This is a genomic window from Bradyrhizobium semiaridum (assembly GCF_020329505.1).
Lineage (GTDB): Bacteria > Pseudomonadota > Alphaproteobacteria > Rhizobiales > Xanthobacteraceae > Bradyrhizobium > Bradyrhizobium semiaridum.
The window spans coordinates 143,352-169,136 of sequence record NZ_JAGKJJ010000008.1; the positions used below are offsets into that span (position 1 = coordinate 143,352).

Annotated in this window: 22 protein-coding genes; 17 read left to right on the plus strand and 5 right to left on the minus strand. The window is 63.2% G+C overall.

The genetic code is table 11. The features are described 5' to 3' along the window. Positions 1-174: 174 nt before the first annotated feature. The 4 genes from J6500_RS12825 to J6500_RS12840 form a co-directional block, all read right to left on the minus strand. Complete coding sequence (locus tag J6500_RS12825; RefSeq protein WP_225713069.1) at positions 175-1,425, minus strand: HlyD family type I secretion periplasmic adaptor subunit; 1,251 nt, start codon at positions 1,423-1,425, stop codon at positions 175-177. Between the two features lie 12 nt (positions 1,426-1,437). Further along, positions 1,438-3,567 carry a type I secretion system permease/ATPase gene (locus J6500_RS12830; RefSeq protein ID WP_249781470.1) on the minus strand — a complete coding sequence of 710 codons (2,130 nt, stop codon included), beginning with the start codon at positions 3,565-3,567 and terminating at the stop codon, positions 1,438-1,440. A 310-nt stretch (positions 3,568-3,877) separates the two neighbouring features. Next, on the minus strand, positions 3,878-5,569 hold the full coding sequence (locus tag J6500_RS12835) for a TolC family outer membrane protein (RefSeq protein ID WP_225713071.1): 1,692 nt from the start codon (positions 5,567-5,569) through the stop codon (positions 3,878-3,880). A gap of 281 nt (positions 5,570-5,850) precedes the next feature. Beyond that, positions 5,851-6,306: a hypothetical protein gene (locus tag J6500_RS12840; RefSeq protein WP_225713072.1), complete on the minus strand. Its 456-nt coding sequence runs from the start codon at positions 6,304-6,306 to the stop codon at positions 5,851-5,853. Between the two features lie 293 nt (positions 6,307-6,599). Here J6500_RS12840 and J6500_RS12845 point away from each other — a divergent pair, with 293 nt between their 5' ends. Then, the gene (locus tag J6500_RS12845) at positions 6,600-7,835 is read left to right on the plus strand and encodes a glycosyltransferase family 87 protein (protein ID WP_225713073.1); all 1,236 of its coding nucleotides are present in this window, start codon (positions 6,600-6,602) and stop codon (positions 7,833-7,835) included. Between the two features lie 63 nt (positions 7,836-7,898). On the opposite strand, the gene J6500_RS12850 is transcribed toward J6500_RS12845, so the two are convergent. Continuing rightward, on the minus strand, positions 7,899-8,435 hold the full coding sequence (locus J6500_RS12850) for a LabA-like NYN domain-containing protein (RefSeq protein ID WP_225713074.1): 537 nt from the start codon (positions 8,433-8,435) through the stop codon (positions 7,899-7,901). A gap of 685 nt (positions 8,436-9,120) precedes the next feature. Between J6500_RS12850 and J6500_RS12855 the strand changes: the two genes are divergently transcribed. The 16 genes from J6500_RS12855 to J6500_RS12930 all read left to right on the plus strand — a co-directional run bounded on the left by J6500_RS12855 (position 9,121) and on the right by J6500_RS12930 (position 25,632). Next, a complete protein-coding gene (locus J6500_RS12855; protein WP_225713075.1) occupies positions 9,121-12,138 on the plus strand; it encodes a hypothetical protein in 3,018 nt (1,005 codons plus the stop codon). Positions 12,139-12,290: 152 nt separating this feature from the next. Next, a complete protein-coding gene (locus J6500_RS12860; protein ID WP_225713076.1) occupies positions 12,291-12,773 on the plus strand; it encodes a hypothetical protein in 483 nt (160 codons plus the stop codon). A 77-nt stretch (positions 12,774-12,850) separates the two neighbouring features. Further along, positions 12,851-14,338 (plus strand): hypothetical protein, encoded by a 1,488-nt coding sequence (locus J6500_RS12865; protein WP_225713077.1) that lies wholly within the window; start codon positions 12,851-12,853, stop codon positions 14,336-14,338. A 205-nt stretch (positions 14,339-14,543) separates the two neighbouring features. After that, on the plus strand, positions 14,544-14,855 hold the full coding sequence (locus J6500_RS12870) for a hypothetical protein (protein ID WP_312018214.1): 312 nt from the start codon (positions 14,544-14,546) through the stop codon (positions 14,853-14,855). Between the two features lie 368 nt (positions 14,856-15,223). Beyond that, positions 15,224-16,486, plus strand: a complete 1,263-nt coding sequence (locus tag J6500_RS12875; protein ID WP_225713078.1) for a glycosyltransferase family 87 protein — start codon at positions 15,224-15,226, stop codon at positions 16,484-16,486. A 315-nt stretch (positions 16,487-16,801) separates the two neighbouring features. After that, positions 16,802-17,014, plus strand: coding sequence for a hypothetical protein (locus tag J6500_RS12880; protein WP_225713079.1), 213 nt, complete (start codon positions 16,802-16,804; stop codon positions 17,012-17,014). Positions 17,015-17,144: 130 nt separating this feature from the next. Next, positions 17,145-17,360 (plus strand): hypothetical protein, encoded by a 216-nt coding sequence (locus J6500_RS12885; RefSeq protein WP_225713080.1) that lies wholly within the window; start codon positions 17,145-17,147, stop codon positions 17,358-17,360. Positions 17,361-17,446: 86 nt separating this feature from the next. Further along, positions 17,447-17,953 (plus strand): A24 family peptidase, encoded by a 507-nt coding sequence (locus J6500_RS12890; protein ID WP_225713081.1) that lies wholly within the window; start codon positions 17,447-17,449, stop codon positions 17,951-17,953. Between the two features lies 1 nt (position 17,954). Then, positions 17,955-18,917, plus strand: coding sequence for a Flp pilus assembly protein CpaB (gene cpaB / locus J6500_RS12895; protein WP_225713082.1), 963 nt, complete (start codon positions 17,955-17,957; stop codon positions 18,915-18,917). Positions 18,918-18,928: 11 nt separating this feature from the next. Next, positions 18,929-20,119, plus strand: a complete 1,191-nt coding sequence (locus J6500_RS12900) for a CpaE/TadZ family protein (RefSeq protein WP_225713083.1) — start codon at positions 18,929-18,931, stop codon at positions 20,117-20,119. Further along, entirely contained in the window at positions 20,116-21,558 is a 1,443-nt protein-coding gene (locus tag J6500_RS12905; RefSeq protein WP_225713084.1) for a TadA family conjugal transfer-associated ATPase, read from the plus strand. The genes J6500_RS12900 and J6500_RS12905 overlap by 4 nt, the downstream gene beginning before the upstream one ends. After that, entirely contained in the window at positions 21,555-22,487 is a 933-nt protein-coding gene (locus J6500_RS12910; RefSeq protein ID WP_225713085.1) for a type II secretion system F family protein, read from the plus strand. The genes J6500_RS12905 and J6500_RS12910 overlap by 4 nt, the downstream gene beginning before the upstream one ends. Then, positions 22,484-23,389: a type II secretion system F family protein gene (locus tag J6500_RS12915; protein ID WP_225713086.1), complete on the plus strand. Its 906-nt coding sequence runs from the start codon at positions 22,484-22,486 to the stop codon at positions 23,387-23,389. Before J6500_RS12910 ends, J6500_RS12915 begins: the two co-directional genes overlap by 4 nt. Before the next feature lie 85 nt (positions 23,390-23,474). After that, positions 23,475-23,861: a hypothetical protein gene (locus J6500_RS12920; RefSeq protein WP_225713087.1), complete on the plus strand. Its 387-nt coding sequence runs from the start codon at positions 23,475-23,477 to the stop codon at positions 23,859-23,861. An 8-nt stretch (positions 23,862-23,869) separates the two neighbouring features. After that, entirely contained in the window at positions 23,870-25,219 is a 1,350-nt protein-coding gene (locus J6500_RS12925) for a pilus assembly protein TadG-related protein (RefSeq protein WP_225713088.1), read from the plus strand. Next, positions 25,219-25,632, plus strand: a complete 414-nt coding sequence (locus tag J6500_RS12930; protein WP_225713089.1) for a TadE/TadG family type IV pilus assembly protein — start codon at positions 25,219-25,221, stop codon at positions 25,630-25,632. The genes J6500_RS12925 and J6500_RS12930 overlap by 1 nt, the downstream gene beginning before the upstream one ends. Positions 25,633-25,785 lie beyond the last annotated feature (153 nt).

Genomic DNA, 25,785 nt, shown 5'->3' on the forward strand with positions numbered 1-25,785 from the left:
GCATCCCCGGTCTGTTATCGGGACGCAGACTGCTGTCTTCGCGGCTTAAGTGGAGTTAAGCAGGGCCGGGGCGCGGCGGGGATGTCGGAAAGGCGGTCAATTCGGGGTTTGCCCGTTCGTTCAAAGTTGAGCGAACGGAAGTCACCATTCCTTAACCAGAGGCGCGCCTCCCGATCAGCGCTCGCGCAGAGCCTCGTCGCGGAGCAGGCGGGCGGGCTTCACGATGTAATCCAGCACCGACTTCTCGCCGGTCAGGACCTCGACCGTGGTCACCATGCCCGGAATGATCGGAAGCGGATGCTGTTCGGTGCCGAGATGGTTCTTCTCGGTGCGCACCATGACCCGGTAGTAGGTTTCCTGCCGCTCGTTCTTTTCCGTCTTCTCGTCGACGATCGTATCGGCGCTGATGCGCTCGACTTTCCCCTTCAGCGATCCGTAGACCGAGGAGTCGTAGGCGGTGATTTTTACCACCGCATCCTGGTTGGGACGAATGAAGGCGATGTCCTGGGGACGAATGCGGCCTTCGACCAGCAGCGTGTCGTCCAGCGGCACGATGTCCATGAGATTGGCGCCGGGCGCCACCACCGCGCCGATGGTGCTGACATTCAATTTGTTGACGATGCCGTGGACCGGCGACCTCAGGTCGGTGCGGCGCACCCGGTCCTGGGCGGACTTGATGTTTTCGTCGAGCACGGCGAGGTCGCCGCGCGACTTGGCCAGATCCTCATCCGCCTGCGAACGGAACGAAGCGGTGATGTTGGCGATCTTCGATTGCGCTTCGGCGAGCTGTCCCTTCATCTCGGTGGCCTGCCGGTCAAGCCGCAGCATCTCGATCTCCGGGACGACCTTCTGCTCATAGAGCTTGCGCGTCAGGGTCTGCTCGCGCTCAAGCAGCTTGAGCGAGCCGGTGAGGCGGGTGACCTGCTGGTTCAGCACGTCGATGTCCTGCGCGACCTTCTGCGCCCGCATCTTGAACACGCTGGCCTCGGTCGCGACGGCGGTGGGCACCATTTGATCGAGCTGATCGGGAAAGGTGATCTCGCTCCGTCCCCGCGCTTCGGCCTCCAGACGCGCAACGCGCGCGGCCACGGCGGCGCGGCGCTCGCGGATTTCGCCGAACTCGGCGGCGAACTTGGTGTCGTCGATCCGCATCAGGGACTGGCCCTGCTGAACGATGGCGCCTTCCTGGACCAGGATATCGCCGACGATGCCGCCTTCGAGCGATTGCACCACCTGAATCTGCCGCGACGGCACCACGCGCCCGCTGCCGCGCTTGACTTCGTCCAGCACGGCGAAATGCGCCCAGATCACAAAGGTCGCAAACAGCGCGCATGAGGTCCACAGCAGCATGCGCGAGGTGCGCGGCGTGCGCAGCTTGGCTGCGGCCCGGATATCGTTTGCAAATGCAAAATCGGAAGACGCCATAATATTCGCTCGTTATGCAGACTTCGTCTGAATCGTATTCTCGGGCGAGGGCGGCGTGGCCGCGGGCTTGCCCTGCAGGATCGCCAGCACCTTGTCGCGCGGGCCGTCGGCAACCAGACGGCCGTTGTCGAACAGCAGCAGCCGGTCGACCATGTTCAGCAACGACAGACGGTGAGTGGAAATGATGATGGTCATGCGCTCGTCGCGCAGCCCCTTGAGCCGCTCGAGGAATTCCTGCTCGCTGCGAACGTCGAAGTGCGCCGTCGGCTCGTCGAGGAACAGCACGCGTGGCTTGCGGATCAGGACGCGGGCGAGGCCGATGGCCTGCTTCTGACCGCCGGAGAGGCTGCGGCCGCCTTCCGAGATCGGCATGTCGTAGCCCATCGGATGGCCGGCGATGAAGCTCTCGACGCCGGAGAGGCGTGCGGCGAGCAGAATTTCCTCGTCGGTGGCTTCGGGCTTGCCGAGGGCGATGTTGTCGCGCAGCTTGCCGTAGAACAGGTCGGTATCCTGCATCGAGAAGCCGATGCCGGCGCGCAGGTCGGAGGGATCGTATTGGCGCGAGTCGACGCCATCGATCAGGATGCGGCCTTGCTCAGGCTCGTAGAAGCCGAGCAGCAGCCGACCGACCGTCGTCTTGCCCGATCCGACGCGGCCGATGATGCCGACCCTTTCGCCGCCCTCGATCTTGAAGCTGACCTTTTCGAGCGCCTTGCCCGGTGCATTCGGGTAGGCGAACGTGACGTCCTCGAAGGCAATGCGGCCCTCTTCGATCCGCCTTGCGACATAGGAGCGGCTCGGCGAGCGCTCGCGGGCGAGCGACATGATGCGGTCGATCGCCTTGAGGGCGGTGATCGTCTGCGTTCCCTTGGTGATCACGGAAGCGATGCCGGCGATCGGCGCCAGAACGCGGCCTGCCAGCATGTTCGCGGCGACCAGCGCGCCGACGCTGAGCTTGCCGTCGAGGATCAGGAAGATGCCGACGATGACGAGGAGCAGGCTGGTGATCTGCTGGGCCGTGCTCGCGCTGGTCAGCGACAGCGACGACCAGAAGTGAACGTCCTCGCCCGAGCGGGCCGTTGCCGCCACCGAGCGCTCGTACAAGGTCTGCATACGCGACTCGGCGCCGGTCGCGCGGACGGTCTCGAGACCGGACAAGGACTCGACGAGCACGCCGTGCCGGGCGGCGGATTCGGCCTGCAGGCGCTTCATGGCGCGGTCCAGCGGGCGTTGCAGCAGGAAGCCGATCGCCATCACGATCGGCAGCATGACCAGCGGGATCCAGGCCAGCGGTCCGGCGATGATGAACAGCACGCCGACGAAGAGGATGGCAAACAGCAGGTCGGTCGCCGAGACCACGCTTCCGGAGGTGAAGAATTCGCGCACCGAGTCGAAGTCGCGGAGCTGATTGGCGATGATGCCCACCGAGGTCGGCCGCTGTGCCATCCGCACCGCCAAGACATGTTCGAAGATGTTGGCGGCGAGCACGACGTCGATGGTCTTGCCGGTCACATCGATCATGCGGCTGCGGACCATGCGGAAGACGAAGTCGAAGACGATGGCGAGCCCCATGCCGATCGCGAGCGCGATCAGGGAGGGGATCGCGCCGTTGGGGATGACGCGGTCGTAGACGCTCATCGTGAACAGCGGCGTCGCCAGCGCGAGGATGTTGGTGAGGAAAGCGGCGAGCGCGATGTGGCCGTAACTGCGCCAGTGCTCCTGCACGACCGACCAGAACCAGTGGCTCTTGGGCAGATCTCCGGCGGCAACGGCGCGCGCATCGGCCTGCGGGGCGACCTTCACCAGGAAAGCATAGCCGGTGTAGTCCGCCGCTAGCGAAGCGATTTCGACGGTGCGGGGAACGCCCGGCGTCACGGTCGGGTCGACGGCCTTGATCGTCTTGCTTGCAAGGTCCACACCTTGCAGGATGAGGGCCGTGCCGTTCTTCAGGATGAGAACGGCGGGGAGCACCAGCGCGGGAATGTCTGCAATGTCGCGCTTGACGGCCTCGGTCTCGAGGCCTGCGCGCCTGGCAGCGCGATCGTACAGCGAAACGGACAGCCGTCCGTCGGTGATTGGAAGTCCGCCGAGCAGCGCTTCGCGGCTTACGGCGCGGCCGTGATGCGCAGCAAGATAGGTCAGGGAAGCGGTGAGGGGATCATCGCCTAACGTGCTCGGCCGAAATTGCGCGGCGGGCTTTACGTCCGGCTCATCCGACGGCGGTTTGCCGGCATCAGCGGCCGGGCTGAGAGTTCGAAACAACAACTGGAAATCCTTGATGGCAAAAAGCGACGTTACAAAAAAATGCGTACGATCAGCTCGGCAGATTACGCCAAACGGCCAGCGAAATCATCGGAACTTGCGTTGACAGTTAATTAAGAAATGGAAAGGGGCCCCGTAACCGTAGCGTTACGGAGCCCCCCGGAAAACTTTAGCCTTAGGTCGCGGGCTCCTACTGGGCCCGGGTCGGGAAGGCCGACAGCAGCCAATGCGGCTTGGTCGAGGCGTACGAATTCGCGGCAGGATCGGCGTAGATCACCTGCGGGCCCTGATCGCTCTTCTGCTGCATCACCCACTCGGAAGCGCCCGGGACGGACGCGGTCGCCGTCGAACCCTGCCAGCGATCGGCAAAGCCGGCATCCTTCGGCTCGACCGCCGCGTAGGCCGCGGGGACCCGGCGGGGGGCCGCCACCGGGGCGGGAACGGCGACCCGCAGCGGCTCGGAGCCGGTCTGCGGCAGGTTCACCCGAAGCGTGGGGAACGAGTAACGGGGCAGGCCGATTTCGAGCATATCGGCCGGAGCAGCGTCGACCGGCGGCGGCGCCTTCAGATACTCGATCAACGTACCCATCGCCGCGAGCAGCTGATAGTCGGCGAACACCACCACGCCACGCGCGGAGGTGAGCGACACGGACGCATTGAAGAACTGGTTCTGCGCGTTCAGCAGGTCGATCAGCGAACGCTGGCCGAGCTCATATTCCTTCTGGAAAGCCGCGATGGTCTTCCTGTCGGCTTCGAGCTGGCGCCGCAGCGCGGCAATGCGGGTCGCCGTGATCGTGCGGGCGTTCCACGCCTTGTCGATCGATTCATAAGCGTCGCGCTGCAACCGGGCGTGCCGCATGGTCGCTTCGGTGAACCGCTCGGCCTTCTCCGAGCGATTCCAGGCATCCTGGCCACCACGGAAGATGTCCCACGACATCACCACCTTGCCGCTGTAGTCCTCATGCGTCACGCTCGGGTTTCCGGGGCTGGTGACGTAGGGAAACGAGTTGTCGTAGTGCGTTGCCCGTCCTTCGAGATAGAATTTCGGGCCGAATAGACCGTCGGTCGCCTTGTAGGCGTGCTTGGCAGCGTCAGCGTCCGACTGCGCCGCTGCAATCGTCGAATTGAAGCGCAGGGTCGTTGCCAGGGCTTCGTCGCGGCTGCGCGGCAGGCCCGCGAGCGGAGCCGGGAAGCGGACATTGATCGGTTCGAGGCCGACGGTCTTGCGGTACTTTGCCCGGGAGTCTTCGAGGCTGCGCTGGAATTCCGCGAGGGCGGCGCGGGCATTTTCGACGCGCTCCCGCGATTGCTCCAGGTCGCCTTCGCCGGCCCGGCCGCCCGAGAAGCGCGAGTTCACATTGGCGAAGATCTTCTCGTGGTTGGCGACGTTCTGCTGGGCAAGGCTGACCAGGCGCATGTAGCGCACCACGTCGACATAGGCTTCAGCCGCGTCCAGCGCCAGCAGTTCGGTTCGTTCCTTGACGCGGGAGGCGGCGGCATTGACGCGCGCCGTCTGACGCCAAACCTCATTGATCGACGTGAAGCCGTCCCAGAGCAGCTGCCGGACGACCACCGATTCCTGGCTGCCGTTTCGCCACGGGCCCGAACCCGCGGTGGGCACCTGCAGGGAAGGGCTGATCACGCCCGGCGACTGGTCGAACTTCTCGGGCCCGTAGCTCGCATCAATGCGCACCTGGGGCAACAGGGTGCTCTGGGTCTGCCTCAGCTCGCTTTCCGTGGCTCGGCGATTGGCCGATGCCTCGCCGACACCCGGGTTGGTCTGCATGGCCTGACGCAGGGCGTCGTTGATCGAGAAGACCTCAGCATAGGACGGGCTAGCCGCCAAGCAGAGGCCCGCTACCACGATGTATGCCGTCTTCATTAATCCCGCCCCTAATCGAAAAAAATTGCCTAGAAGAATCTACTCGACGGTAACAAAAGCGGGTTTCTTAACCTATGACATTTCGGTCACACCGCCGCTCTAAGTGAGTCTCGTCCGATCACACTTCCGGCACGGCTACTTCCCTGTATCATCAATAAATTCAAAGTTTTATGGCGGGGGTTGACGGCCGATTCGGATCGACTTCCAGGTGCCGAATTGCATCGGAAACGGGAAGGTAGGTTAAGTCCCCGCTAACGACGGGCATCGGGCCGCGGCGCGCTTCACTGCTCGCGGCAGTTCGCAAGATAGGTCGCAACGAACGGCGACGGCAACCTGCCGTCAGGCGCGGCGGTTGGCGCCCGGGTCGTCAGCTTGTAGAGCACCTTGCTGCCAAAATAGAACCGGAAAATCTCGGCAGTCGCCTCGTCCATGCGGGTCGCGACGATCGACGTGGCGTCGCGCCGGGCGGCAGCGAAGACATAGGTGGTGAGCTTCGCTCCCTTGCTCTCCGGCGTGGGAGACGATCCCCAGGTCACCGAGAGGGTCTGTCCGTCGATCGCGACCGCGGGGCGCACGGCATCCAGATCGTCGTCGATCCATTGCGCATCGCCGGACTTGGCCGAAGGGCCGAGCTCGATCCGCTTGCCGCGCGGCGGGTCGCAGGTGAATCGTGTCTCAGCGGCAGTCGCGGACGCCGCCAGCAGCAACAACAGCAGACAACCAGCCAGTCTCTGCATGGGCCTTCCCCCGGGTGGTCCCATTCGCCGAGCCCATACTGAGATTTCTTCGCGGACCGCGCAACTTGATGGCATACCTCATTGCGCCGGTGATACCAGCACTTGCCGCGTAGTCGTACCGTGATGCTGTTGCTGCAGCTTGTAGCAGCGGCCTTACTGTCGTTGAGCTATTTCGTCATTGAGCCTATCATGCAGCGTCGATTCAATCGGCTCGCCGTCAGCTGGTTGCGGACATTTGGCCACCAGAGAAGCGTTGCCAGAAGCGCGTTCGGACGGATCGGGCGGGGGCTCAGATGAGCGTCAACGTTGCCGGGGACGGGCAACCCGACGCCAGGCAGAAAGGCCTGCGGCCGCCGCGGGGCGTGCTGATCGGCGGCCTGATCACGTCGATCTACGCGCTGACGGTCTTGGTCACGACCATTCCCTATCCCGGCAAGATCGGGGTCAACTACAATACTCTCGGCACCGACTGGATGGTCTTCTACGGTGCGATCCGCTCAGTACTGGAAGGCCACGCATCGCTGGTCTTCGACGCCGAGCGCTTCACCGATTTCCTGAACACGGCTTTCGCGGACTGGCTGTCCAAGCCGCTCGACTTGAGGCCATGGGCCTATCCGCCAAGCTTCCTGGTGCTGCTGCTGCCATTTGCGCCGCTGGGCTTCTTCGGCTCCTACGTTGCGTTTCAACTCGCAAGTGGTGGCCTGCTGGCTGTCGCCCTGCGGTTCGGAGAGGATGACCAGGCGGCAGCTAATGTCCTGCTTGCGATTGTTCTGCTCTGTCCCGCGTCCTTCATCAATGTGATCGATGGCCAAGCGGTTTTTTTAGTGGCCGCGTTGATCGTCGGCGGACTGCGCCTTCTCGATTCCCGCCCCGCGTTGGGGGGATTGATCCTGGGACTGCTGACCTTCAAGCCGCAGTTTTGCATTCTCGTGCCGCTGGCCCTGATTGCCGCCGGGCAATGGCGCGCTTTCTGGGCCGCCGGCCTGTCCGCGTTCGCCCTGGCAGCTGCAAGCGGGGCGATATTCGGATGGGAGCTCTGGCTACGCTGGTTTCCCCTTATGATCGAGAATCTGGCCGGCTCCGACACCAAATGGATCGAAGTCGGCCGGATATGGGGCAACAGCGTCTTCACCTGCGCGATGCTGCTGGGCGCGCCGCAGGGATTGGCGTCCGGGCTGCAATTGATCGCAGCCTTATTTGCCGCGGCTTCGGTTGTCCTTGCGTTCCGGTCACACTTGGGCGTTAGGGAGAGGATTGCGATCTTTCTGGCTGCCGCTCTGCTCGCTGCGCCTCATTCCGGACCCTACGACCAGGAACTGCTCATGCTGGCCGCTGTCCTTTGGCTGACGGTATCGGATTCGTCGCGCCGGCCGCTGTGGTGCTGGACATTGGCGCTGTTAATCTGGCTGGTGCCGTTGGTCAGTCCACCTGTCCTCATCCCGGTAAGCAGGCCCGCACCTCTGCTGACGATAGCACTGATCGTGCTTTTGCTTTGCCGTCGGCCTGCGCCAACGGAATCGCCGCAGTAAAGAAAAGAACGGGATGATAGCCATTGCGTGCCTGGCGAGCCAACATCTCGAACGTTGTGCACATCACTCCGGTGCGATGGGATGCGGCGGGCGCTCGATCGATGCCCTGAGCGTGTCGAGCTCGAGGAAGACGTCGGCCTGCCGCCGCAGTTCGTCGGCGACCATGGGCGGTTTGGTGCGAATGCTGGAGACGACGGTGACGCGGACGCCCAGCCGCCTGACGGCTTCGACGACGGCGCGCAGATCGCCATCGCCCGAGAACAGGAACGCCTGGTCGATGCGGCGCGCGATCTCCAGCGCGTCGACGGCGATCTCGACGCCGACGTTGCGCTTGATCTTTCGCCGGCCTTCGCCGTCATTGTGCTCCTTGGCCGGTTTGGTCCTGACTGCATACCCATTGTAATCGAGCCAATCGACAAGCGGCCGGATGCTGCTGAACTCGTCGTCGTCCCGCACCACGGTGTAGAAATAGGCGCGGACGATCTGTCCGTGCTTGCCGAACTCCGCGAGCAGACGCCGGAAATCGACTTCGAAGCCAAGACTCTTGACCGTGGCGTGCAGATTCGCGCCGTCGATGAACAGTGCAATGCGATCCGTCATCTCAAATCCCCTTGACGCCGGATCATTCGCCGCGCGTTCAGTTCTCGACGCTGCTTGAGCGTGTCGCGGGGCAAGCGTTCCGACTGAAAATAATTGATCTTAGAGCAAGGACTTGGGGAGGAAGAAGCGGAAATTTTCAGTTCTTTCCGCCGCCGGCGTCGTCGTGCAATTCGTCGATCCGATTGCCGCGGAAGTGACGCTGGCCGGCACCAGGCAACCGGCCCGGGACAGCCCGGGCCCGCTCTGCGGACCAATGCGTGCGGTCATCCTCCGGGACTCCCCGATTGGTGGAGGCATGCGGCGGCCAGACGCCGAGCGGGAGCCCACCCAGCGTGGGCACCGCAAAGCCTGGCCGACCTTGTGGGGCCGTCCGCCATTGCCAAGGTTGCTATTGCGTTAACGGCAAGAATACATCTAGAGTTGATTCAAAGGTGCTGGCGCCGGTTTTGCGCCAAAACCCCCGTGTTTTTCCGGATACAGCTTTGCCAATTTCAGTTTTTCGCCACAGGAAGGAAGGCAGTTGCGCCTCTGATTGCATGGACAGGTCTTGCTGCCGACGGGCGTGACGCCGGGCAGCGTGTCCAAAGCCCCATCCCGATAGATCTTCTCACTCTCACTGATAGCGAACCGGTCCAGGCCGGCCGTTGCCGAATATTGATGTGTTCATATTGGAAGGACCTCTTGCATGTCTATTTACAGGTACGACGCAAGCTTCAATACATTCGTCCTCGTCGATGACGCGCTTCTTTCGAGCGATCCTTCGCTGGCGAGTTTCTCAGTTGCCACCGATCTTGCCGATTATGCGCCGGGTTCGACCGCCAGCATCACCGCGACCGTCGGCGTCGGCGACACCGTTACGTTCAATGTCTCTGACGTGGCAGGGACGGCGGTGTCCGGCACCGACCAGCCTTGGACAGTGACCGACGGTGGCGCCGGAGATCTTGATGCAATTGCCAACGGTGTGATCCAGACCTCCTGGGCGGTCGGCATGGATGCTGCCGGCGAGGCGTTCGCGTTGAGCGCGCTCGACCAGACGGCCGGCGTCATGATGACGACCGGCTTCACCGACAGCCCCCCGAAGATTCCGGTCGCGGCCGTCGTCCCGGCAAATCTGACCAACGGCATCGTGTTTCTGACCGGTGATACCGCCACTGCGACCGGCACTGGCATCTTCCCGTCATTCGTGACGATCCAGAACAAGGGCGTCGAGGAAGGGTTCAACACCGACGCCCCGCCCATTCTGAATACTGGAAGCTCACCGGATCACAACCACAGCCTTCTGCTTGGCGCGGTGCCGATCGTCGTCGTCAACGGGGTGGAATACCGGGAATTCCGCCTCGACCTGAACGAGCAGGACGATCCGATCAGCCTGGACAAGCTGCAGATCTATGCGGCGTCGGCGGGCAATCTCACGTCGCTGGCCGGGCTGACCCAGCTCTACGACATGGATGGCGGAGCGGATGGAAAGACCGGTGGCGCGGCCGATGTCGATGTCTCGGTCGGCCTCACCGCCTGGTCGTCGGGCAGCGGCCACAGCGACTACAAGGTCCTGATCCCGAACTCCTATTTCGCCGGGACCGATCCCGGGGCCTATATCTACTTCTACTCGCAGTTCTCGAATGCGGATGCCGGATTTGAGGAGTGGTCGGTCGGGCCGGTCACTCCCACCGGCACCACGCCGAATGCGGCGGTGGGGATCGACAAGCAGATCTCGGTCGACGGCATCAACTGGCAGGACGTTGGCCAATACGGCATCGACCCCGGGAGCGACGAGGCGCCGACGCTGCTGGCCGGCTCGACCGTCTATTACAAGGTGATCGTCACCAACCTGACGATCCCCAATGCGTCCAACGTGGACCCCAAGCTGCTGCTGACCTCGCTGACCGACGATCCGGTGCTCACGTTCACCTATCAGGACGGCGATGCCAACCACAACGGCCTGATCGACCTCGGCGAGTCCTGGACCTACGCCGCCTCGACGACGGCGGTCGACGGCTTGCAGCCGGGCGGCAACGGTCTGCTCCGGCAGGTCGACACCGTGACCGCGGTCGGCACCGTGACGGACGCCAACGGCACGACCACCGGCACGAGCAGCGACAAGGCCAACTATATCGGCGTGACGCCCAAGATCGCGATCGACAAGGTGACCGTCGACGGCACCCTGGATGCGAACGGCAATCTCGTGCTGGTCGACGGCAAGGGGGCAGCCGGCGACAACCTGACCATTATTGCCGGCGAGAGCATCATCTGGGAGTACAAGGTCAGCAACGCCGGCGATGTCGCGCTGTCGGATGTGACCGTGACCGACGATCATGCCGGCGTCACGCCGGTCGGCCTGATGAGCGGCGGCTTCAATGTCGGCGACGTCAACCAGGACGGCAAGCTCGACACCAACGAGACCTGGGTCTTCACGGCGGCCGGCACGGCCATCGACGGCGCCTACACCAACAAGGGCACGGCAGCCGGCAGCTTCACCGACGATGCCGGGCATGTCGCACCGGTGACCGCCACCGATACCTCCGGCTACACCGGCGTCACTCCGGCGATCCATATCGAGAAGGTGACGACCGGCGTCGAGTCCGTGACCATCGTGAACAACGTGGTCACTCCGCATCTGGCGACCGGCGACAACCTCAGCCTGCTGGCGGGTTATGGCGTCAGCTGGACCTACACGGTCACCAACGCCGGCGATGTCGCGCTTTCGAATATCGCCGTGACCGACAATCAGCTCGGCGTTTCCCCCGCGGCCGTCCTGCAGGCCGACCACATTCACAATGTCGGCGATACCAACAACGACGGCCTGCTCGATGTCGGCGAGAGCTGGATCTTCACGGCCTCCGGCACGACCATCCTCGGCGACTATACCAACACCGGGACTGCGACCGGCCAGTTTACCGACACGGCGTTGCATACGGCGACCGCGACGGATGACGACCAATCGAACTACACCGGCACCTTCACCGAGCAGGGTGGCACGCTGACCCAGGGATATTGGGGAAGCCATACCGATGCGTGGGACGGCGTGCTGGGCAAGGAAAGCAATCCAACCAAGAGCGGGTTCAAGAACGGCGATCTTTCGGCCCTCGACATCAATCCGCGGCACGACGGCAATCTTCTGCTCGGCGATTCCAACGGCGACGGCATCGCCAACGATGCGCACAATCTGCTGATCTCGAATGCGCTGGCGTCGTCGATCCTGTCGTCGAGCACGACCGGCGATGCGCGCATCATCATGCTGCAGCAGACCATTGCGGCGCAGCTGAACATCGACAACGGCAAGGTGCAGCCGAACGATCTGATCGACGAAGCCGTGATGTGGCTGACCGGCAAAGACAGATGGAGCGGCAACGGCTTCACTCTCGATGCCGACGGTGACGGCAAGGTTGACGTGACGTCGAATGGCAAGCTTGCCGGCTCGGCGGTCGCGACCAGCGGCAACGCCTGGCAGAAATATGTCGACGTGACTAACCCGGCCTCCATCACCGACTGGAATGGCGGCAAGGAGGCCGACGGCGAAGGTCTCAAGAACGCGCTGATGTGGTGGAACGACGGTCATCTGGTGACGAGCACGTCGGGGCAGGTCGCCTACGACAGCAACGGCGCGTCTGCGGGCGGCATCAATCCGGCAACGGTCCACCTGAACACGCAGGATGAGTTCTGGGTGACGCTGCACCAGCAGACTTCCCTGACCGGGATCGCCTGATCGTTCGGCCTGGACGAGCGGGGCGAGCATGGGCGAGCTGGCTCGCGCCGACGGCTCGCGGGCCGATCGGCGAAGGAGCAGGGCAGGCTCGCCAGGACGAGCCCGCCGCGGGCGGCGAGCTTTCGACGGCGCCGATCGTGGATCGTGGCAACATGTCCCGGCCGGCGCGGCGGCTGGCCGTCCTGTCGTTTTGCATCCTGCTGGCGACCTGCGGGCCCGCCCGGCAGGCGATCGAGGAGCAGGCGGCGGAGCCGGCGTCGGCCAGTCTCAATGACGCGCTGGCGGAGTGTCGCAATGCCTTTCCGGACCAGATCGCCCAGGCCGTGGCGCGCGCCTCATGCGTGATCAAGGCGACCGAACTGGTGCGGCCGCTGTTGCCGTTTCCCGACCTGCTCGACCGCGAGAACGCGCTGCGCAAATCATTGGCCGAGCAGGTTCAGGGCGGGACGGTCTCGTTGCTGGAGCGCAACATCCAGATCCAGAAGCTGCATGCGCAGTTGCTCGACGAAGAGCGGAGCCGGCCGCCGCCCACCCCGGCGGCCTCCGGCAAGCCGCCTCTGGCCGTGATCCAGTGGCGGCAATCCAACCCGGAGAGCTGCGGCCGGCTCGGAGGCGACTCGACGAGCTGTTACTGAGGGCGGGGGCGTCCGAACCCAGTACGTTGCACTCGCATGCAGAACTTGACATTGATTGACATCCCGGGACGGAGAGCATGCCTTTAGGCAACAACTCGCTGCAGGCGGACACGGAAGTGAGCGCGGCTGCAATGCGCCGCGATCATCTTCGGCCCTGGTTGCCATTCACATTTGCAGCGACGGCCTATCTGACGCTCATCACCAGGATCGGCAGCCTGTTGAGGGACTCAGACATCCATTGGCATATCGTGGTCGGCCAATGGATCGTGGACCATCGTGCCGTCCCTCACGTCGATCCATTCTCCTTCACGATGCACGGCACGCCCTGGATCACCAGCGGCTGGCTATCTGAGGTGCTGTTTTTCGCGGCCTTCAAATGCGCAGGATGGGCTGGGCCTGCGATCCTGACCGCGCTGTCGGCCTCCGCAGCGTTCTACCTGCTGACGCAACTGCTGCTGAAGAAGTTGCCGAACGTACCGGTCATGGTCCTGGTAGGCGCCGGCTTGACCCTGACCGCGTTCCACATGCTGGCTCGGCCGCATATCCTGATCTTTCCCTTGATGGTGCTGTGGGCCAGCGCGCTGGTTGCGGCGAGCGACGAGCAACGGACGCCTTCGCTCGCCTATCTCGTGCTCATCACGCTCTGGGCCAACCTTCACGGCAGCTTCACGCTGGGGCTTGCGTTGATCGCGCCGTTTGCCCTGGAGGCGATCTGGAACGCAGATAGATCCGCGCGCGCGACGACCGCGTTGCGATGGCTCCGGTTTGGGTTGCTCGCGCTCGCGGCCGCTTGCCTCACGCCGTATGGGCCGGAGTCGATCCTGGTCACATTCCGCGTTCTGAAGCTGGGGCCGGTGCTTTCGACCATCGGGGAGTGGAGGGCGCTGGACTTCGGCACCGCCAATCCGATCACGATCTGCTTTCTCGGTGGTGCTGCGTACGTCCTTTATAGCGGGCTCAGGCTGCCTCCGCTCAGGATCGCGATGCTGCTGGCGGTGGTCTACCAGACGCTTGCCCATGTCCGTTATGTCGACGTTTGTGCGCTGGTGGCGCCGTTCTTCATTGCCGGTCCATTGGGCCAACATTTGGCGCGGCCCGAGGCGCCGCACGGCCGCAAGGTCGTCCCCGCGTCGAGGACGGCGTTGACTGCAGCGATTGCGGCGGTCCTGCTCGCAAGCGGCGTGATCGTGGCGGCAAAGGACAACGCGCCACCACGCGTTCCGCGCGCCGCAGTGGAGAAGCTCAGGGAGCTGAAGGCCGAGCGCACCTTCAACGACTACTACTTCGGCGGATATCTGATTGCCCAGGGCATTCCGACGTTCATCGATTCACGTGCCGAACTGTATGGGCCGGAATTTCTCAACCGCTATTTGCGAGCGGTCTCGCTCGATGACCTCGCGGATTTCGTCAAATTGCTCGATGAGTACAGGATTGACGCGACGCTGCTGTTTCCGTCGACGCAGGCGGTCGCGCTGCTCGATCGGCTGCCGGAATGGGAGCGGGCTCATGCCGACGACGTGGCCGTTGTCCACGTCTGGCGCGGGCGGGAAGGGCGCATGCGCTGAACAAGCGGGATCGGCGAAGGCTCCCTGCGTGCTGGTCCAATGTGACATCGTCACTATTCTTGCCTCGGGGAGTGACGCCTCAGAGTGAGGCAATTCTCGCCACGAGCATTGGAACTCGATGGGAAAGATGAGCGGGGTTGCCCACGGAAGATTACGGGATCGGAGACGTTGGCCCGCCGGGGTAGGGTTAACGAAGGATTACCGGATGACAGCTTTCCCGCCGCGTATTAAAATAAAATCTGGTTGGTACTGGTTCTGCCTGCCATCGAATTTTGTAAAATTAATCGTCAAAGGGATTTGTCCTATGTTGAAGTATTACATCAAGACCACGGAAGCCTTTAAGCAGCTGCGTGCGGATCAGGACGGCGTGGTGTCGTTCGAATACGTCATCGTTGCGGCCTGCATCGTCGCTGCGGTGGTCGCGGCGTTCGGTACCGACGGCACGACCGGTATCGGGGCGGCGCTGTCGAGCGCGATCAGCGCGATCACCACGAAGGTCACTTCTGCTGTCGGATAACAGGGGGCTGCATCGAGGCAAGCCTTCTGGCGAACCCTGCCAGTCAAGCAAGCATCTTGTTGACGCGATTGCCGGTGTTCCCTGCCATGTGAATCCGTTCACGAGGGTACGCCGCCAGCTGGCTGCAGGATGTCTGGTTGTCGATGGTTGGGTCAGAATCCATCCGCGAAGCAGCGTTTGACAGGTGATGTGATGATCCCGCCCGTGGGAGCGGCCATTGCACGGGTCGTGGTCCTCGTGGAGGCGCTACAGCTCCGGCGCCGCTGACAAGAGTGAGCTGCCGACAAGCGTCGATACGGCGTCAGTTGTGTCGACGATGTCGTGTGTCCGGCGCAGCGCTCGGCGCTGACTGAAGGAAGCAAAGAACCATGCCGGTCGGGCAGTCGGCAATGAGCCGATCTTCAACAGCGAAGCTGGCGATGTGCGCGCGCTTCGTTCTCTACGGACTGACGATCGTTCTCATCCTGTTGACCGGGTGGCTCGCAAGCTGGAAGGTCGGGCAAAAAAGGCCCCTGATCGATTTCGACGCCTTTTACATCGTCGCGCAACGCGTTTGGCTCGGCGACGCCGAACGGGCCTACCATCTGGACCAGTTCGCAAAGATGCAAACGGAGGCGGTCGGCGGCAAGGTCGACCTGCTGCACTGGACCTATCCACCGCAGTTTGACCTATTGATCGCTCCCCTGGCGCTCGTCCCGGTTGCGGCCGCGTATTTCCTCTTCGTTGCAGTCACGCTCGCCTTCTATCTCCTGATACTGAGGGCAATCGCGAGGAGCTATTTGGCGCTGGTCGTGATTCTGCTTTCACCTTCACTGTTTCTGAATGTCGCTTGCGGCCAGAACGGCTTTCTGACCGGCGGCCTCATTGGCCTTGCCTGCCTGGCTATTGAACGGCGGCAGGTGGAGGCCGGCGCGAGCCTGGGCGTGATGGTGATCAAGCCACATCTCGCCATCGCGATCGGACTCTATGCGCTGCTGGCTCGGCGCTGGGGTGTCGTCATCACCGCGGCAGCGGTCGTCCTTTTGAGTTCGGTTCTCTGCACGCTGGTGCTCGGATCCCAGATCTGGGGTGCGTTTGTCGACGGCGTGCGAGAATCCAGCGCCCATCTAGAGAGCGGAACTGCTTTCGCCTTGTTTCGCTCTGTCTCGGTGTACGCCGTACTGCGAACGGCTGGCCTGTCCTCCTCGCTGGCTCTTCTGGGCCAGGCCGCGGCGGCCGTACTCTCGCTCTCGGTGGTCGCCCTTGCGATCTACCGCGCCATGCCTGCACGCTGGTCGCTGGGGTTCGCGGTCATCGCGTCGCTCTCGATCAGCCCCTATGCTTACGATTACGACCTGCCGATCCTCGGCATAGGCTTGGCGCTCTTGTTGCCCGATGCCGCACGTCTTGCGAGCGCACACGAACGCGTTGCGATCTATGGCCTGGCATTCATGGCAGGATTTTACGGCTTCCTTCAGACGTTGCGGCTGAGCATTCAGTACGGGACCGGCGCGATCGAGCATCCGGTTCCGGCGTTCAGTGGGTGCGTGCTGATCATCCTGGTCTGGCTCATGCTTCGCGTCCTGCTGCGGGGCGCAAGCGACCCTCTGCCGGCGCTTCAGCAGACGCCCGTCCAGCCCGCCGGGCGCTGATCGTCAGCGCAGTTCTCACTCCGCGCGGAGGAGGCCCCGTATCATTCCGGGATGCCGCGGTCCGTAATTGCCCGGAGCGGGCGATGAAGGAGGAAGCAACCTGCGGAAAGTCCCGGCAAACGTCGAAAATCAGGGGATCGTCGGCAGGACGCGATTGCGCTCGCGAGCGATTTGTCACGCTTGCGCGGTAAGGTTAACAAAGGATTACCGGGTGACAGCTTTCGCGACCCGTACTATAAATTGTGCCCAGTTGGCACTGGAATTGCCTGCCAACATTCAGTGTGTATTAGTCATAAACCCAAGGGATTTTGTCCTATGTTGAAGTATTACATCCAGACCACCGAAGCCTTCAAGCGTCTGCGCTCGGACCAGGACGGCGTCGTGTCGTTCGAGTACGTGATCGTCGCCGCTTGCATCGTCGCGGCCGTGGCCGCCGCGTTTGGCACGACGACCGGCACCGGCATCGGCGCCGCGCTGTCCAGCGCGATCAGCGCGATCACCACGAAGGTTACCAGCGCCGTCGGCTAACGACAGTTACGACTATCGGGACATTGGAATCATTATCCAGTGTCCCGCTCTCCTTTTTTGAAGATTGATTGCATCGGCCCCGCGCGTTCGTATGGGAAGTCCTACCTCGGGCCGAGGAAGGATAACTGCCGTGTTGAGGTATTTTACCGACACCGACCGTGCATTGAAGCGATTGCTTGCGGACAACGGCGGCGTGGCTTCCTTCGAGTACGTGGTCCTCGCGGCTTGTATCATTGCCATCACGGCGGCTGTGTTCAGCGCTGGTGGCACTGGATCCATCCAAGCCACTCTGTCAAGTGCGCTGAACACGATCGCCGGTGCTGTCACCAGCGCCGTTGGCAGTTGATCTGGTTGGCTTGATTACTGGCATTGGGAGGTGCCAGCGCCGTTTCTGAGACGTGTATTTGATGAATTTTCTGAGGCGTCCGTTTGATGAATTGGATTGTCCCCATCGTCTCGTTCTTCGAGATCCTGTTGTTGCTCTATGTCGCAACGATCGATATCGCGACGCGACTGATCCGGAATGAGATCTGTCTGGCGCTCGCGCTGCTCGGGATTGTCGGTCAATTGGCCAGCCCGATGCTGCTTGCGCAGTCGCTGATCGTTGCCGCGATCCTCTTGATGCTGCTGTTCGTCATCTACCAGCGCGGAATGATCGGCGGCGGCGACGTCAAATTGCTGGTCGCTCTCGCGATCGGCCTCCCGTTGAGCGGCGTCATCGAACTGCTGGGTGCCACCGCGCTGGCCGGCGGCGTTCTGGCCGCCGTGCATCTGATGATGCGCCGTCTGCCGTATCCGAGGCTCGCGCCTGCGGGCTCGTCGCTCGTGCGCCGCGTCTACGCGGTCGAGCGCTGGCGTCACTTGCGACATGCACCGCTGCCCTACGGGGTTGCGATCGCATGCGGCGGTATCTGGACCATTTTGAGCAAAGGATTTTGACATGTCTTCCGCCTTGCGCCTTTCGATCATTATGGTGCTGTTGCTCGCCGCCACGGCGCTCGGGCTCATTGCCTACAACGTGAACCAGCCCCACGCACCGGCGCCGGTGGTCGCCGAAAAGGCGCCGGCGCCGGCCGCGGTCGCTACCGTCGGATATTTCGTTGCGGCACGACCGCTGTCCAAGGGCACGTTGGCACGCGATGAAGACTTCGGCGTCCGTCAGGCGGCGCCCGATAAGGTCCCGGCAGGGGCGATCCTGGAATCGCCGGACGCCAAGGCCGGGCTCCCGGGTTCGCTGGTCCGCAAGTTCGTCGAGGCCGGCAGCCCGATCATGTTGCAGGACATCCTGCGTCCGAAGGATCGCGGCTTCCTCGCCAGCGTTCTGGCGCCCGACAGCCGCGCCATCAGCATCAAGGTCGACGAGGAGACCGGCGTCTCGGGTCTGATCAGGCCGGGCGACTATGTCGACGTCGTGTTGACCCAAGTGTTCGACAAAGCGGATCCGGCGCGCCGCGCTGTCAGCGAAACCGTTCTGGGCAACGTGCGCGTCATCGCGATCGACCAGGAGATCGCGCAGGGCGGGCGTCCCGTGACCAATGCCGTGGCAGGCAAGCCGGCGCAGACCGTATCGCTCGAGCTGATGCCGGATCAGGTCAAGAAGGTCGCCGTCGCCAAGCAGCTCGGGACGCTGTCCCTGGTGGTGCGGGCAGCAGCCGAGCAGTGGGACAAGGCCGATACCGGCGTGATGTCGAGCTGCGACGTGTCGCCCGAACTCGCCCGGCAGAGTGCGATCGCCGGCCAGAGCGCGACCGTGGCGATCCATTCCGGCGGCGAGATCAAGCGCTACTCAGTGAGGAAGCAGGATCTCGACGACGATCTCCGCGCCGGCTGCGATGGGTCGGAGAGTGCCCGTCAGACCACGACGGCGATGAGTAACGCTGGCAAATTGCCGGAGAAACGTTGATGAGCGTCAATATGGCAGTCGTGACTCCGCCTGAAGAAACTACATCCGTCGTAACGCGTAACCGCGTCGTCTGTTTCGTCGATGACGAGCTGAGCGCAGCGGCCCTGCGCAAGGGCCTCGACGGCAGCAATCTCGTGATCCGGCGCGGCACCATCCGCCACGCGACGCGGATGCTGGAAACCGACACCGACCTGGCGGTCCTGGTGACAGACATCAGCGGAATCGATGATCCCTTCACCGAGCTGGAGCGGCTGGCCGGCGTCTGCCCGCCCGACGTGCGGGTGGCCTTGATCGGCGACAACAGGGAGATCACTTTCTACCGCGAACTGATGGAGCTCGGCGTGACCGAGTACCTGCCGCGGCCGATCACCCGCGACATGGTGCTCGACCAGCTGCGTCCGAAGCTGCTCGGCGACGTCGCCGCCGCGCAGGTCGATCGCGGCGGCCACGTGGTTTCGATCTGCGGCGCGCAGGGCGGGGCCGGGGCCACCAGCATCGCCATCAATCTCGCGCTGCAATTGGCCGAGACCACCAAGGCCAAGGTCGCGCTGCTCGACCTTCACCTGCAGAACGGCGAGACATCGGTGATGCTCGGCCTGCGGCCGGGGCCGGGGCTGCGGATCGCCCTGGAAAACCCGATGCGCGCGGACACGTTGTTCCTCGAGCGCGCGGGCATCGACGTCAACGAGAAGGTCTGCCTGATCTCGGCCGACGAGGACCTCGATGCCCAGCTCGACATCACCGAAGCCGGCGTGCGGCATGTGCTCAGTCTGCTGCGTCAGCGCTTCAACTACATCGTGGTCGATGTGCCGGTGCCGTTCCCGCCGTCGATCTATCCGGTGATCAAGACGTCGCGGCACGTGCTGGTGCTGCTGGAGGCGGAGGTGACCGGCTTGCGCAATGCCCATGCCCTGCGCACCGCGGTCACCAACATCGCCGGCAAGGATCGCGTCTTCACCCTGCTCAACCGTGCCAATCGCGCCGGCGGCCTGCCCAAGGCGACGATCGTCAAGGCGCTCGGTGCGGAGCCCGACATGGTGATCCCCGATCTTGGAAAGGGCATGACCCAAGCGGTCAATCTCGGAATTCCCGCGCTCAAGCACGTGTCCGGGCTGCGGCGCCACCTCGCGCCGATCGTTCGGGAGATCACGGGCGTCGGCAGCCAGCGGAAGTCACGGTGGAGGAGGTTGCTCCGGCTATGAAGAAGTTCGGGAGGCGCGCGGACGAGACGCCGGTCCGTCTGTCCGCACTGACGCCAAGCTTGCCGACTGCGGCAGCGACCATGCTGCCGAAACCGCCTGTCGCGCCGCCGCCGCCGAACCTGGTCGTGGCACCGCCGAGCGCACCCGCTCCGGCACCGAAGCGCGACGAACCCGCCGCGCACCACCCCGTGCTGTCAGCCTCGCTCCGCGAACGCGTCATCGAACAGATCGAGCCGTCGGTTGCCGCGACCGTATCGCGCGAAGTGCTGCGGCGGCAGATCGAGGAAATCATCCACGGCATCGCCAACCAGGAACGGCTCGAGATCTCGGGCCGCGAGCAGCTTTATCTGGCGGAGGAGATTGCCGACGACATGACCGGCTACGGGCCGCTTCGTCCGCTGCTGTTGGACGAGACGGTCAACGACATCATGATCAACGGGCCGAACAACGTCTACGTTGAACGGGCCGGCAAGCTGGAGCGGGTCGCGGTCCGCTTCCGCGACAATGACCACATCGCATCGGTGGCGCAGAAGATCGCCGCACAGGTCGGCCGGCGCGTCGACGAATCCAGCCCGATGGTGGACTGCCGTCTGCCGGACGGCAGCCGCGTCAACATCATCCTGCCGCCGCTGGCGATCCACAGCCCCTGCATCTCGATCCGCAAATTCCCGAGCCAGCGCTTGAACATTGCCGGGATGATCGAGAACGGCTCGATGAGCGCGGGCATCGGCCAACTGCTCGAGATCGCCTCGCGCTGCCGGCTCAATGTGCTGATCTCCGGCGGCACCGGCTCCGGCAAGACGACGATGCTCAACGCGATGAGCCAGTTCATCGATCACAGCGAGCGTATCGTCACGATCGAGGACGCGGCGGAGCTGCAACTCCAGCAGCCGCACGTGATCAGCCTGGAAACGCGGCCGCCGAGCCTCGAAGGCACGGGGCAGGTGACGCAGCGCGACCTGTTGTGGAACGCGCTGCGCATGCGGCCGGACCGGATCGTGGTCGGCGAAGTCCGCAGCGTCGAGGCATTCGACATGCTGCAGGCGATGAACACCGGCCATGACGGCTCGATCTCCACGGTGCACGCCAACAGCACCCGCGACGCCCTGACCCGCATCGAGAACATGGTGCAGATGGGGCAGGTCAATCTGCCGTCGCGGGCGATCCGGGCCCAGATCGTCGCCGCGCTCGATCTCATCGTGCAGGTCGAGCGTATGCGCGACGGCCAGCGCCGCATCGTGCAGGTCAGCGAGGTGATCGGCCTCGAGGGTGAAGTGATCACCACTAACGACATTGCGCTGTTCGAATACAAGGACGAGGACGTGCACGGGCGGATCTCGGGCACCTACCGGTCCACCAACGCAATCCCGAAGTTCAAGAGCCGACTTGTCTATTACGGGCTCGAGCGAGCCTGGGCGGAGGCCATGAGGCAGATATGATACCGGACTTCGTGATCGGGACTGTTCTGGGGCTGCTGGTGTGCGCGGCGATGGTCTCGCTGTGGCTTGACGCAAGGCAGCGGCGCATCAATCGCCAGCTCGAGATTGCGCTGCCGACCTCACAGGCGGCCAGTCTGCCATCCATCCGTCGCGCGGAGACGGCGTCGAACTGGCAATCGCTCCACAACCTGGCGAGCTACCGGCCCGAAATACCCTACGCGATCCATCCGGCCTATGTGCTGCTCGCCGGCGTGGCTGCGGCGGGAGCGGTCTTCTACGTCAACCGCCTGGTCAACTTTTCCACGTTCACGGTGTCGGCGGCGGCTTTAATCGTGGCCCTGATGGTGGTGCGGGGGATGTTCAAGTGGCAGCAACACCGTTTCGCCAACAGGCTGTTCCGCCAGCTTCCCGATACGATTCAACTGGTGACGAGCACGGTCCGGTCGGGATTGCCCGTCAACGAGGCGTTCCGCACCATCGCGCGCGAGATGCCGCAACCGACCTCGGGGCAGTTCGCCATCGTCTGCAGCGAATTGAACCTGGGCAGGCCGCCCGAAGAGGCCGTCGAGGCGATCTATCGTCGAACCCTGGTGCCTGAATACGCGATGTTCGCGGTGACCCTGGCGGTGCAGTTGAAGTCCGGCGGCAGTCTGGCCGAAACGCTGCAGACGCTGGGCGAGACCGTCAGCCAGCGCGTCGCACTGGCTGCCCGCGCCAAGGCGCTAGCTGGCGAGGTGATCTTCTCCTCGCGCGCGCTTTCGGCCGCGCCGGTCGTGGTGGGCGGACTGCTCTACATGATCAGCCCGCAGTCGATCGATCTCCTGTTCACCGATCCGACCGGCAACGTGCTCTTGGCCTATGCAATCGGATCGGTGCTGGTCGGGCACTTCGTCATCCGCTGGATGATCAGACGGGAAACAGCGCTATGACAGCCGGTCTCGGTTTTGCGGCCCTTGCCATCGCAGCCCTGGCTGCGACTTTTGTGTTGGTCATTCGCGAGATGCATATCCGCGCGTTGAACACGCGGGTATCGAATGCCGTGCTGGGCATTTCCGACCGCTCGAGCTCCCGCCAGGACATGGTCAGCTGGCTCTCCTCGGTCGGCGCGCGCTATCGCCGCTTTTATGCCGAGGAGAATCTAAGCGAGCTTCGCACGATCCTGCAGGCCTCCGGCTTCAATCATTACCGCACCCTGCCGATCTGGATTGGTGTCAAGGTCGTCAGCACGTTCCTGTTTCCGATTGCGGCGTTCATCATTGCGCAGCTTCTCGGACGGCCGTTGACGGACGTGCTGATCTACACGCTGCTCGGCGTGGCGATCGGAATCATGCTGCCGCGGTTCATCCTTTTCATGTTGAAGCGGCGCTTCGATGCGGCCATCCGGCTGGGTACACCGGATACGATCGATTTGCTGGTGGTGTGCAGCGAGGCCGGCATGGGCCTCGAGAGCGGGCTGGAGCGCGTCGCCGAAGAGATGAAGGAAACCAATCCGGCCATGACCCAGGTGCTGCGCGGCCTGCTCGACGACCTGCGGATCCTGCCGAACCGCGCCGAAGCCTTCGAGAAGCTGTCGGCCAGGTCGGACGGGCTCCGCCGTTTCGGCACCATGGTGAGCCAGAGCCTGCAATACGGCACGCCGCTGAGCCAGGCGCTGCGCACCATCGCGGCCGATCTTCGTCAGGAGCGCATCACCAAGCTGGAGGAGCGGGCGCACAAGCTCGGCGCCAAGCTGACCGTTCCAATGGTGCTGTTCCTACTCCCGGCGATGTTCATTATCCTCGGTGCAAGCCCGTTCCTGCACCTCGTGCAGGCCTTCAAGAACATCCAGTAGGCGACCAATGAGCATGGTTCGAGCGAGGCATACGGGCTGCAGGAGGTCCCTCATCAGGGATCAGCGCGGCGCCGTCTCGTTCGAGATGCCGTTCGTCACGTTGTTCCTGATCATGCTCCTGCTGCTGCCGCTTGCCGACATGGCGATCGCGGGCTTTCAATTCGTATCGGCCTGGGAGTCGTTGCGCGCGTTCGGGCAGGTGATCCAGTACGACGCGCCGACGGACCTTGATAACACCACGACCTGGAAATCAACGGCGATCGGCAAAGCCGATTCCAGGTATCCGATTTCCAATCTTCAGATCATTTGCGGCGATACGGGTGCTACCTGCACGTCGACCAATGCACTGACGGCGCCCATCAAGTACTACTCGTACCAGACGAGTGTCACCTTGGCACCCATGGTCCTGAGCACGGTGCTGTGCAACCCGTCCTGCACGTACACGCTGTCTTATTCGGAGCGGTTTCAATGAGGCGTTCCATGCGCAACATGCTCAAGAGCCGTCGCGGCTCGGCCGCGTTCGCAACCGTCGTGGCGCTGATCCCCCTGATGGGAGCGATCGCGCTCGGGGGCGAGGCGGGAACGTGGTACGTCACCAGGCATCACGCCCAGAATGCCGCCGATGCCGCGGCCTATTCGGGCGCTTTGGCGCTGTCGTGCTCGCTCGCCGCCTCGTCAAGCGTAAGCAGTTGCATCGATACAAATACGTTCGAGTACCGCGGCAAGCAATTTGCTGCACAGAATGGCTTCTGCAACTCCGGCGACACGTCGTATCCGGGCTCGCGCTGTATAACCAGCATGCCGACCGGGACTTCGCAGACCGTCACGATCACGCAACTTACAACATGGAATGGAGATACCGGGAATTTTGTTCAGGCCAACGTCAGTCAGCAGCAGCCTGCGTTCCTGGCAAAATTCCTCGGTCTGTCCACGGTTACCATTGCTGCGAGAGGCACCGCGAAGATAGTCGAAGTGACGAATCCGTGTGTTCTGGCCCTGAAGGACTCGATTACCTTCCAGGGGAGCACAACCGTAAACTCTCCGAAATGCGGACTGGCATCGAACAACACCTCCCAGAATTCGGTCGACTTCACGGGTAACGGGCTCAACGTCACCAATGTTGGTACGATCTCCGGCGCGGGTGGCTGCAAGGACACGGGCGGTGCCCAGTGCGGCAAGGCAATTACATTTGCACCGCCGTCGCCTGATCCGTTGAGCGGGCTGAATGCAGCGATTTCCGCGTTGACCCCGGCAAACTTCACAGGCGGCTCGTGTGGTTCGACGCTGAAGGCGTATGGGCCCGCAACCTCCACTACCGGGCCCTGTTACAACACGACGTGGCCATCGGGAAATGTGACCCTGAGTGGCGTCTATTTCCTGACCGGAGATATCAGGATCAACGGTAGCCCCACGATCAGTGGAACGGCCACTTTGATCCTGATGCCTCCGAAGTTTCTAAACGCCTCTGACACGGGGGCGACCCTGACGATCACGGGTAATCCGACGATCCAGCTCACCGCCTTGGATAGCGTATCCACCACGCAAGTGCCGGCTGCAATGGCTTCAGTTGTCGGTCTGATGAGCAAATTGCTCATCTATGATCCCGAAGTGAGCTCGAACCTCAAGATATCGGGCAATTCGAGCAGCTACTTCAATGGCATTACGTACGCGCCGAATGCTGACGTTCTGTACCAAGGCAGCACTGCGAGTTACACCTGCGTCGAGGTTATAGCCAAGGGTGTGCAATTGTCGGGCAACTCCTACTTCGACAATACAGGGTGCCCCGCCAGCGTCATGGCGCATAGCCGGTACGTCCGAATGGTGCCGTGATGAGAAAGCTCGACCAGCGCGGCGTCGCGGCATTTGAGTTCTGCGTGATCGCGTTTGCGCTGTTCATGGCGATGTTCTCGATCATCGATCTCGCGCGCTACGCGATCACCATGCAGTCATTGCGGACGCTTGCGAGCGTTGCTGCCCGGACGATCACGGTCAGCGACTGCTACGTGAATGCCGCCCTCAACAAGACGACCCCAGCTTGCCCGAGCGACCCATTGTCTCTCACGCAAAAGCAGGACGCCGCTCCGTTCCTGTACACCAACGGTGCCGCGGCGGCGCCCACCGTGAGTTCGACAGTCGGGACATCTGTCATCACCGTCACGGCGTCGCAAAATTTCACGATGATACTGCCGTTCTGGGGCACGCTGGCGAACGCGCCGAGCGCGTACATCAAGGTCCCATTCTAGGCGCCGGCGATTCGCCTGGCACGAATTGTCGGACGGGTGCCGGTCCGGCAGCCCGGGCGCGGCCGTTTGCGGCCGGGCCTGTCGTAACCACTCAAGGCGGCTCGGAAGTGGTGCGCGCTGGCAACATCGGGCAGTTTTCTCCAGTGTTGCCGC

Excerpts from the sequence above, each read along its gene's own strand:
- J6500_RS12825 (WP_225713069.1), bottom strand. The coding sequence starts at position 1,425 with ATGGCGTCTTCCGATTTTGCATTTGCAAACGATATCCGGGCCGCAGCC.
- J6500_RS12835 (WP_225713071.1), bottom strand. The coding sequence starts at position 5,569 with ATGAAGACGGCATACATCGTGGTAGCGGGCCTCTGCTTGGCGGCTAGC.
- J6500_RS12840 (WP_225713072.1), bottom strand. The coding sequence starts at position 6,306 with ATGCAGAGACTGGCTGGTTGTCTGCTGTTGTTGCTGCTGGCGGCGTCC.
- J6500_RS12845 (WP_225713073.1), top strand. The coding sequence starts at position 6,600 with ATGAGCGTCAACGTTGCCGGGGACGGGCAACCCGACGCCAGGCAGAAA.
- J6500_RS12850 (WP_225713074.1), bottom strand. The coding sequence starts at position 8,435 with ATGACGGATCGCATTGCACTGTTCATCGACGGCGCGAATCTGCACGCC.
- J6500_RS12855 (WP_225713075.1), top strand. The coding sequence starts at position 9,121 with ATGTCTATTTACAGGTACGACGCAAGCTTCAATACATTCGTCCTCGTC.
- J6500_RS12860 (WP_225713076.1), top strand. The coding sequence starts at position 12,291 with ATGTCCCGGCCGGCGCGGCGGCTGGCCGTCCTGTCGTTTTGCATCCTG.
- J6500_RS12865 (WP_225713077.1), top strand. The coding sequence starts at position 12,851 with ATGCCTTTAGGCAACAACTCGCTGCAGGCGGACACGGAAGTGAGCGCG.
- J6500_RS12870 (WP_312018214.1), top strand. The coding sequence starts at position 14,544 with ATGACAGCTTTCCCGCCGCGTATTAAAATAAAATCTGGTTGGTACTGG.
- J6500_RS12875 (WP_225713078.1), top strand. The coding sequence starts at position 15,224 with ATGCCGGTCGGGCAGTCGGCAATGAGCCGATCTTCAACAGCGAAGCTG.
- J6500_RS12880 (WP_225713079.1), top strand. The coding sequence starts at position 16,802 with ATGTTGAAGTATTACATCCAGACCACCGAAGCCTTCAAGCGTCTGCGC.
- J6500_RS12890 (WP_225713081.1), top strand. The coding sequence starts at position 17,447 with ATGAATTGGATTGTCCCCATCGTCTCGTTCTTCGAGATCCTGTTGTTG.
- cpaB (WP_225713082.1), top strand. The coding sequence starts at position 17,955 with ATGTCTTCCGCCTTGCGCCTTTCGATCATTATGGTGCTGTTGCTCGCC.
- J6500_RS12900 (WP_225713083.1), top strand. The coding sequence starts at position 18,929 with ATGGCAGTCGTGACTCCGCCTGAAGAAACTACATCCGTCGTAACGCGT.
- J6500_RS12905 (WP_225713084.1), top strand. The coding sequence starts at position 20,116 with ATGAAGAAGTTCGGGAGGCGCGCGGACGAGACGCCGGTCCGTCTGTCC.
- J6500_RS12910 (WP_225713085.1), top strand. The coding sequence starts at position 21,555 with ATGATACCGGACTTCGTGATCGGGACTGTTCTGGGGCTGCTGGTGTGC.
- J6500_RS12915 (WP_225713086.1), top strand. The coding sequence starts at position 22,484 with ATGACAGCCGGTCTCGGTTTTGCGGCCCTTGCCATCGCAGCCCTGGCT.
- J6500_RS12920 (WP_225713087.1), top strand. The coding sequence starts at position 23,475 with ATGCCGTTCGTCACGTTGTTCCTGATCATGCTCCTGCTGCTGCCGCTT.
- J6500_RS12925 (WP_225713088.1), top strand. The coding sequence starts at position 23,870 with ATGCGCAACATGCTCAAGAGCCGTCGCGGCTCGGCCGCGTTCGCAACC.
- J6500_RS12930 (WP_225713089.1), top strand. The coding sequence starts at position 25,219 with ATGAGAAAGCTCGACCAGCGCGGCGTCGCGGCATTTGAGTTCTGCGTG.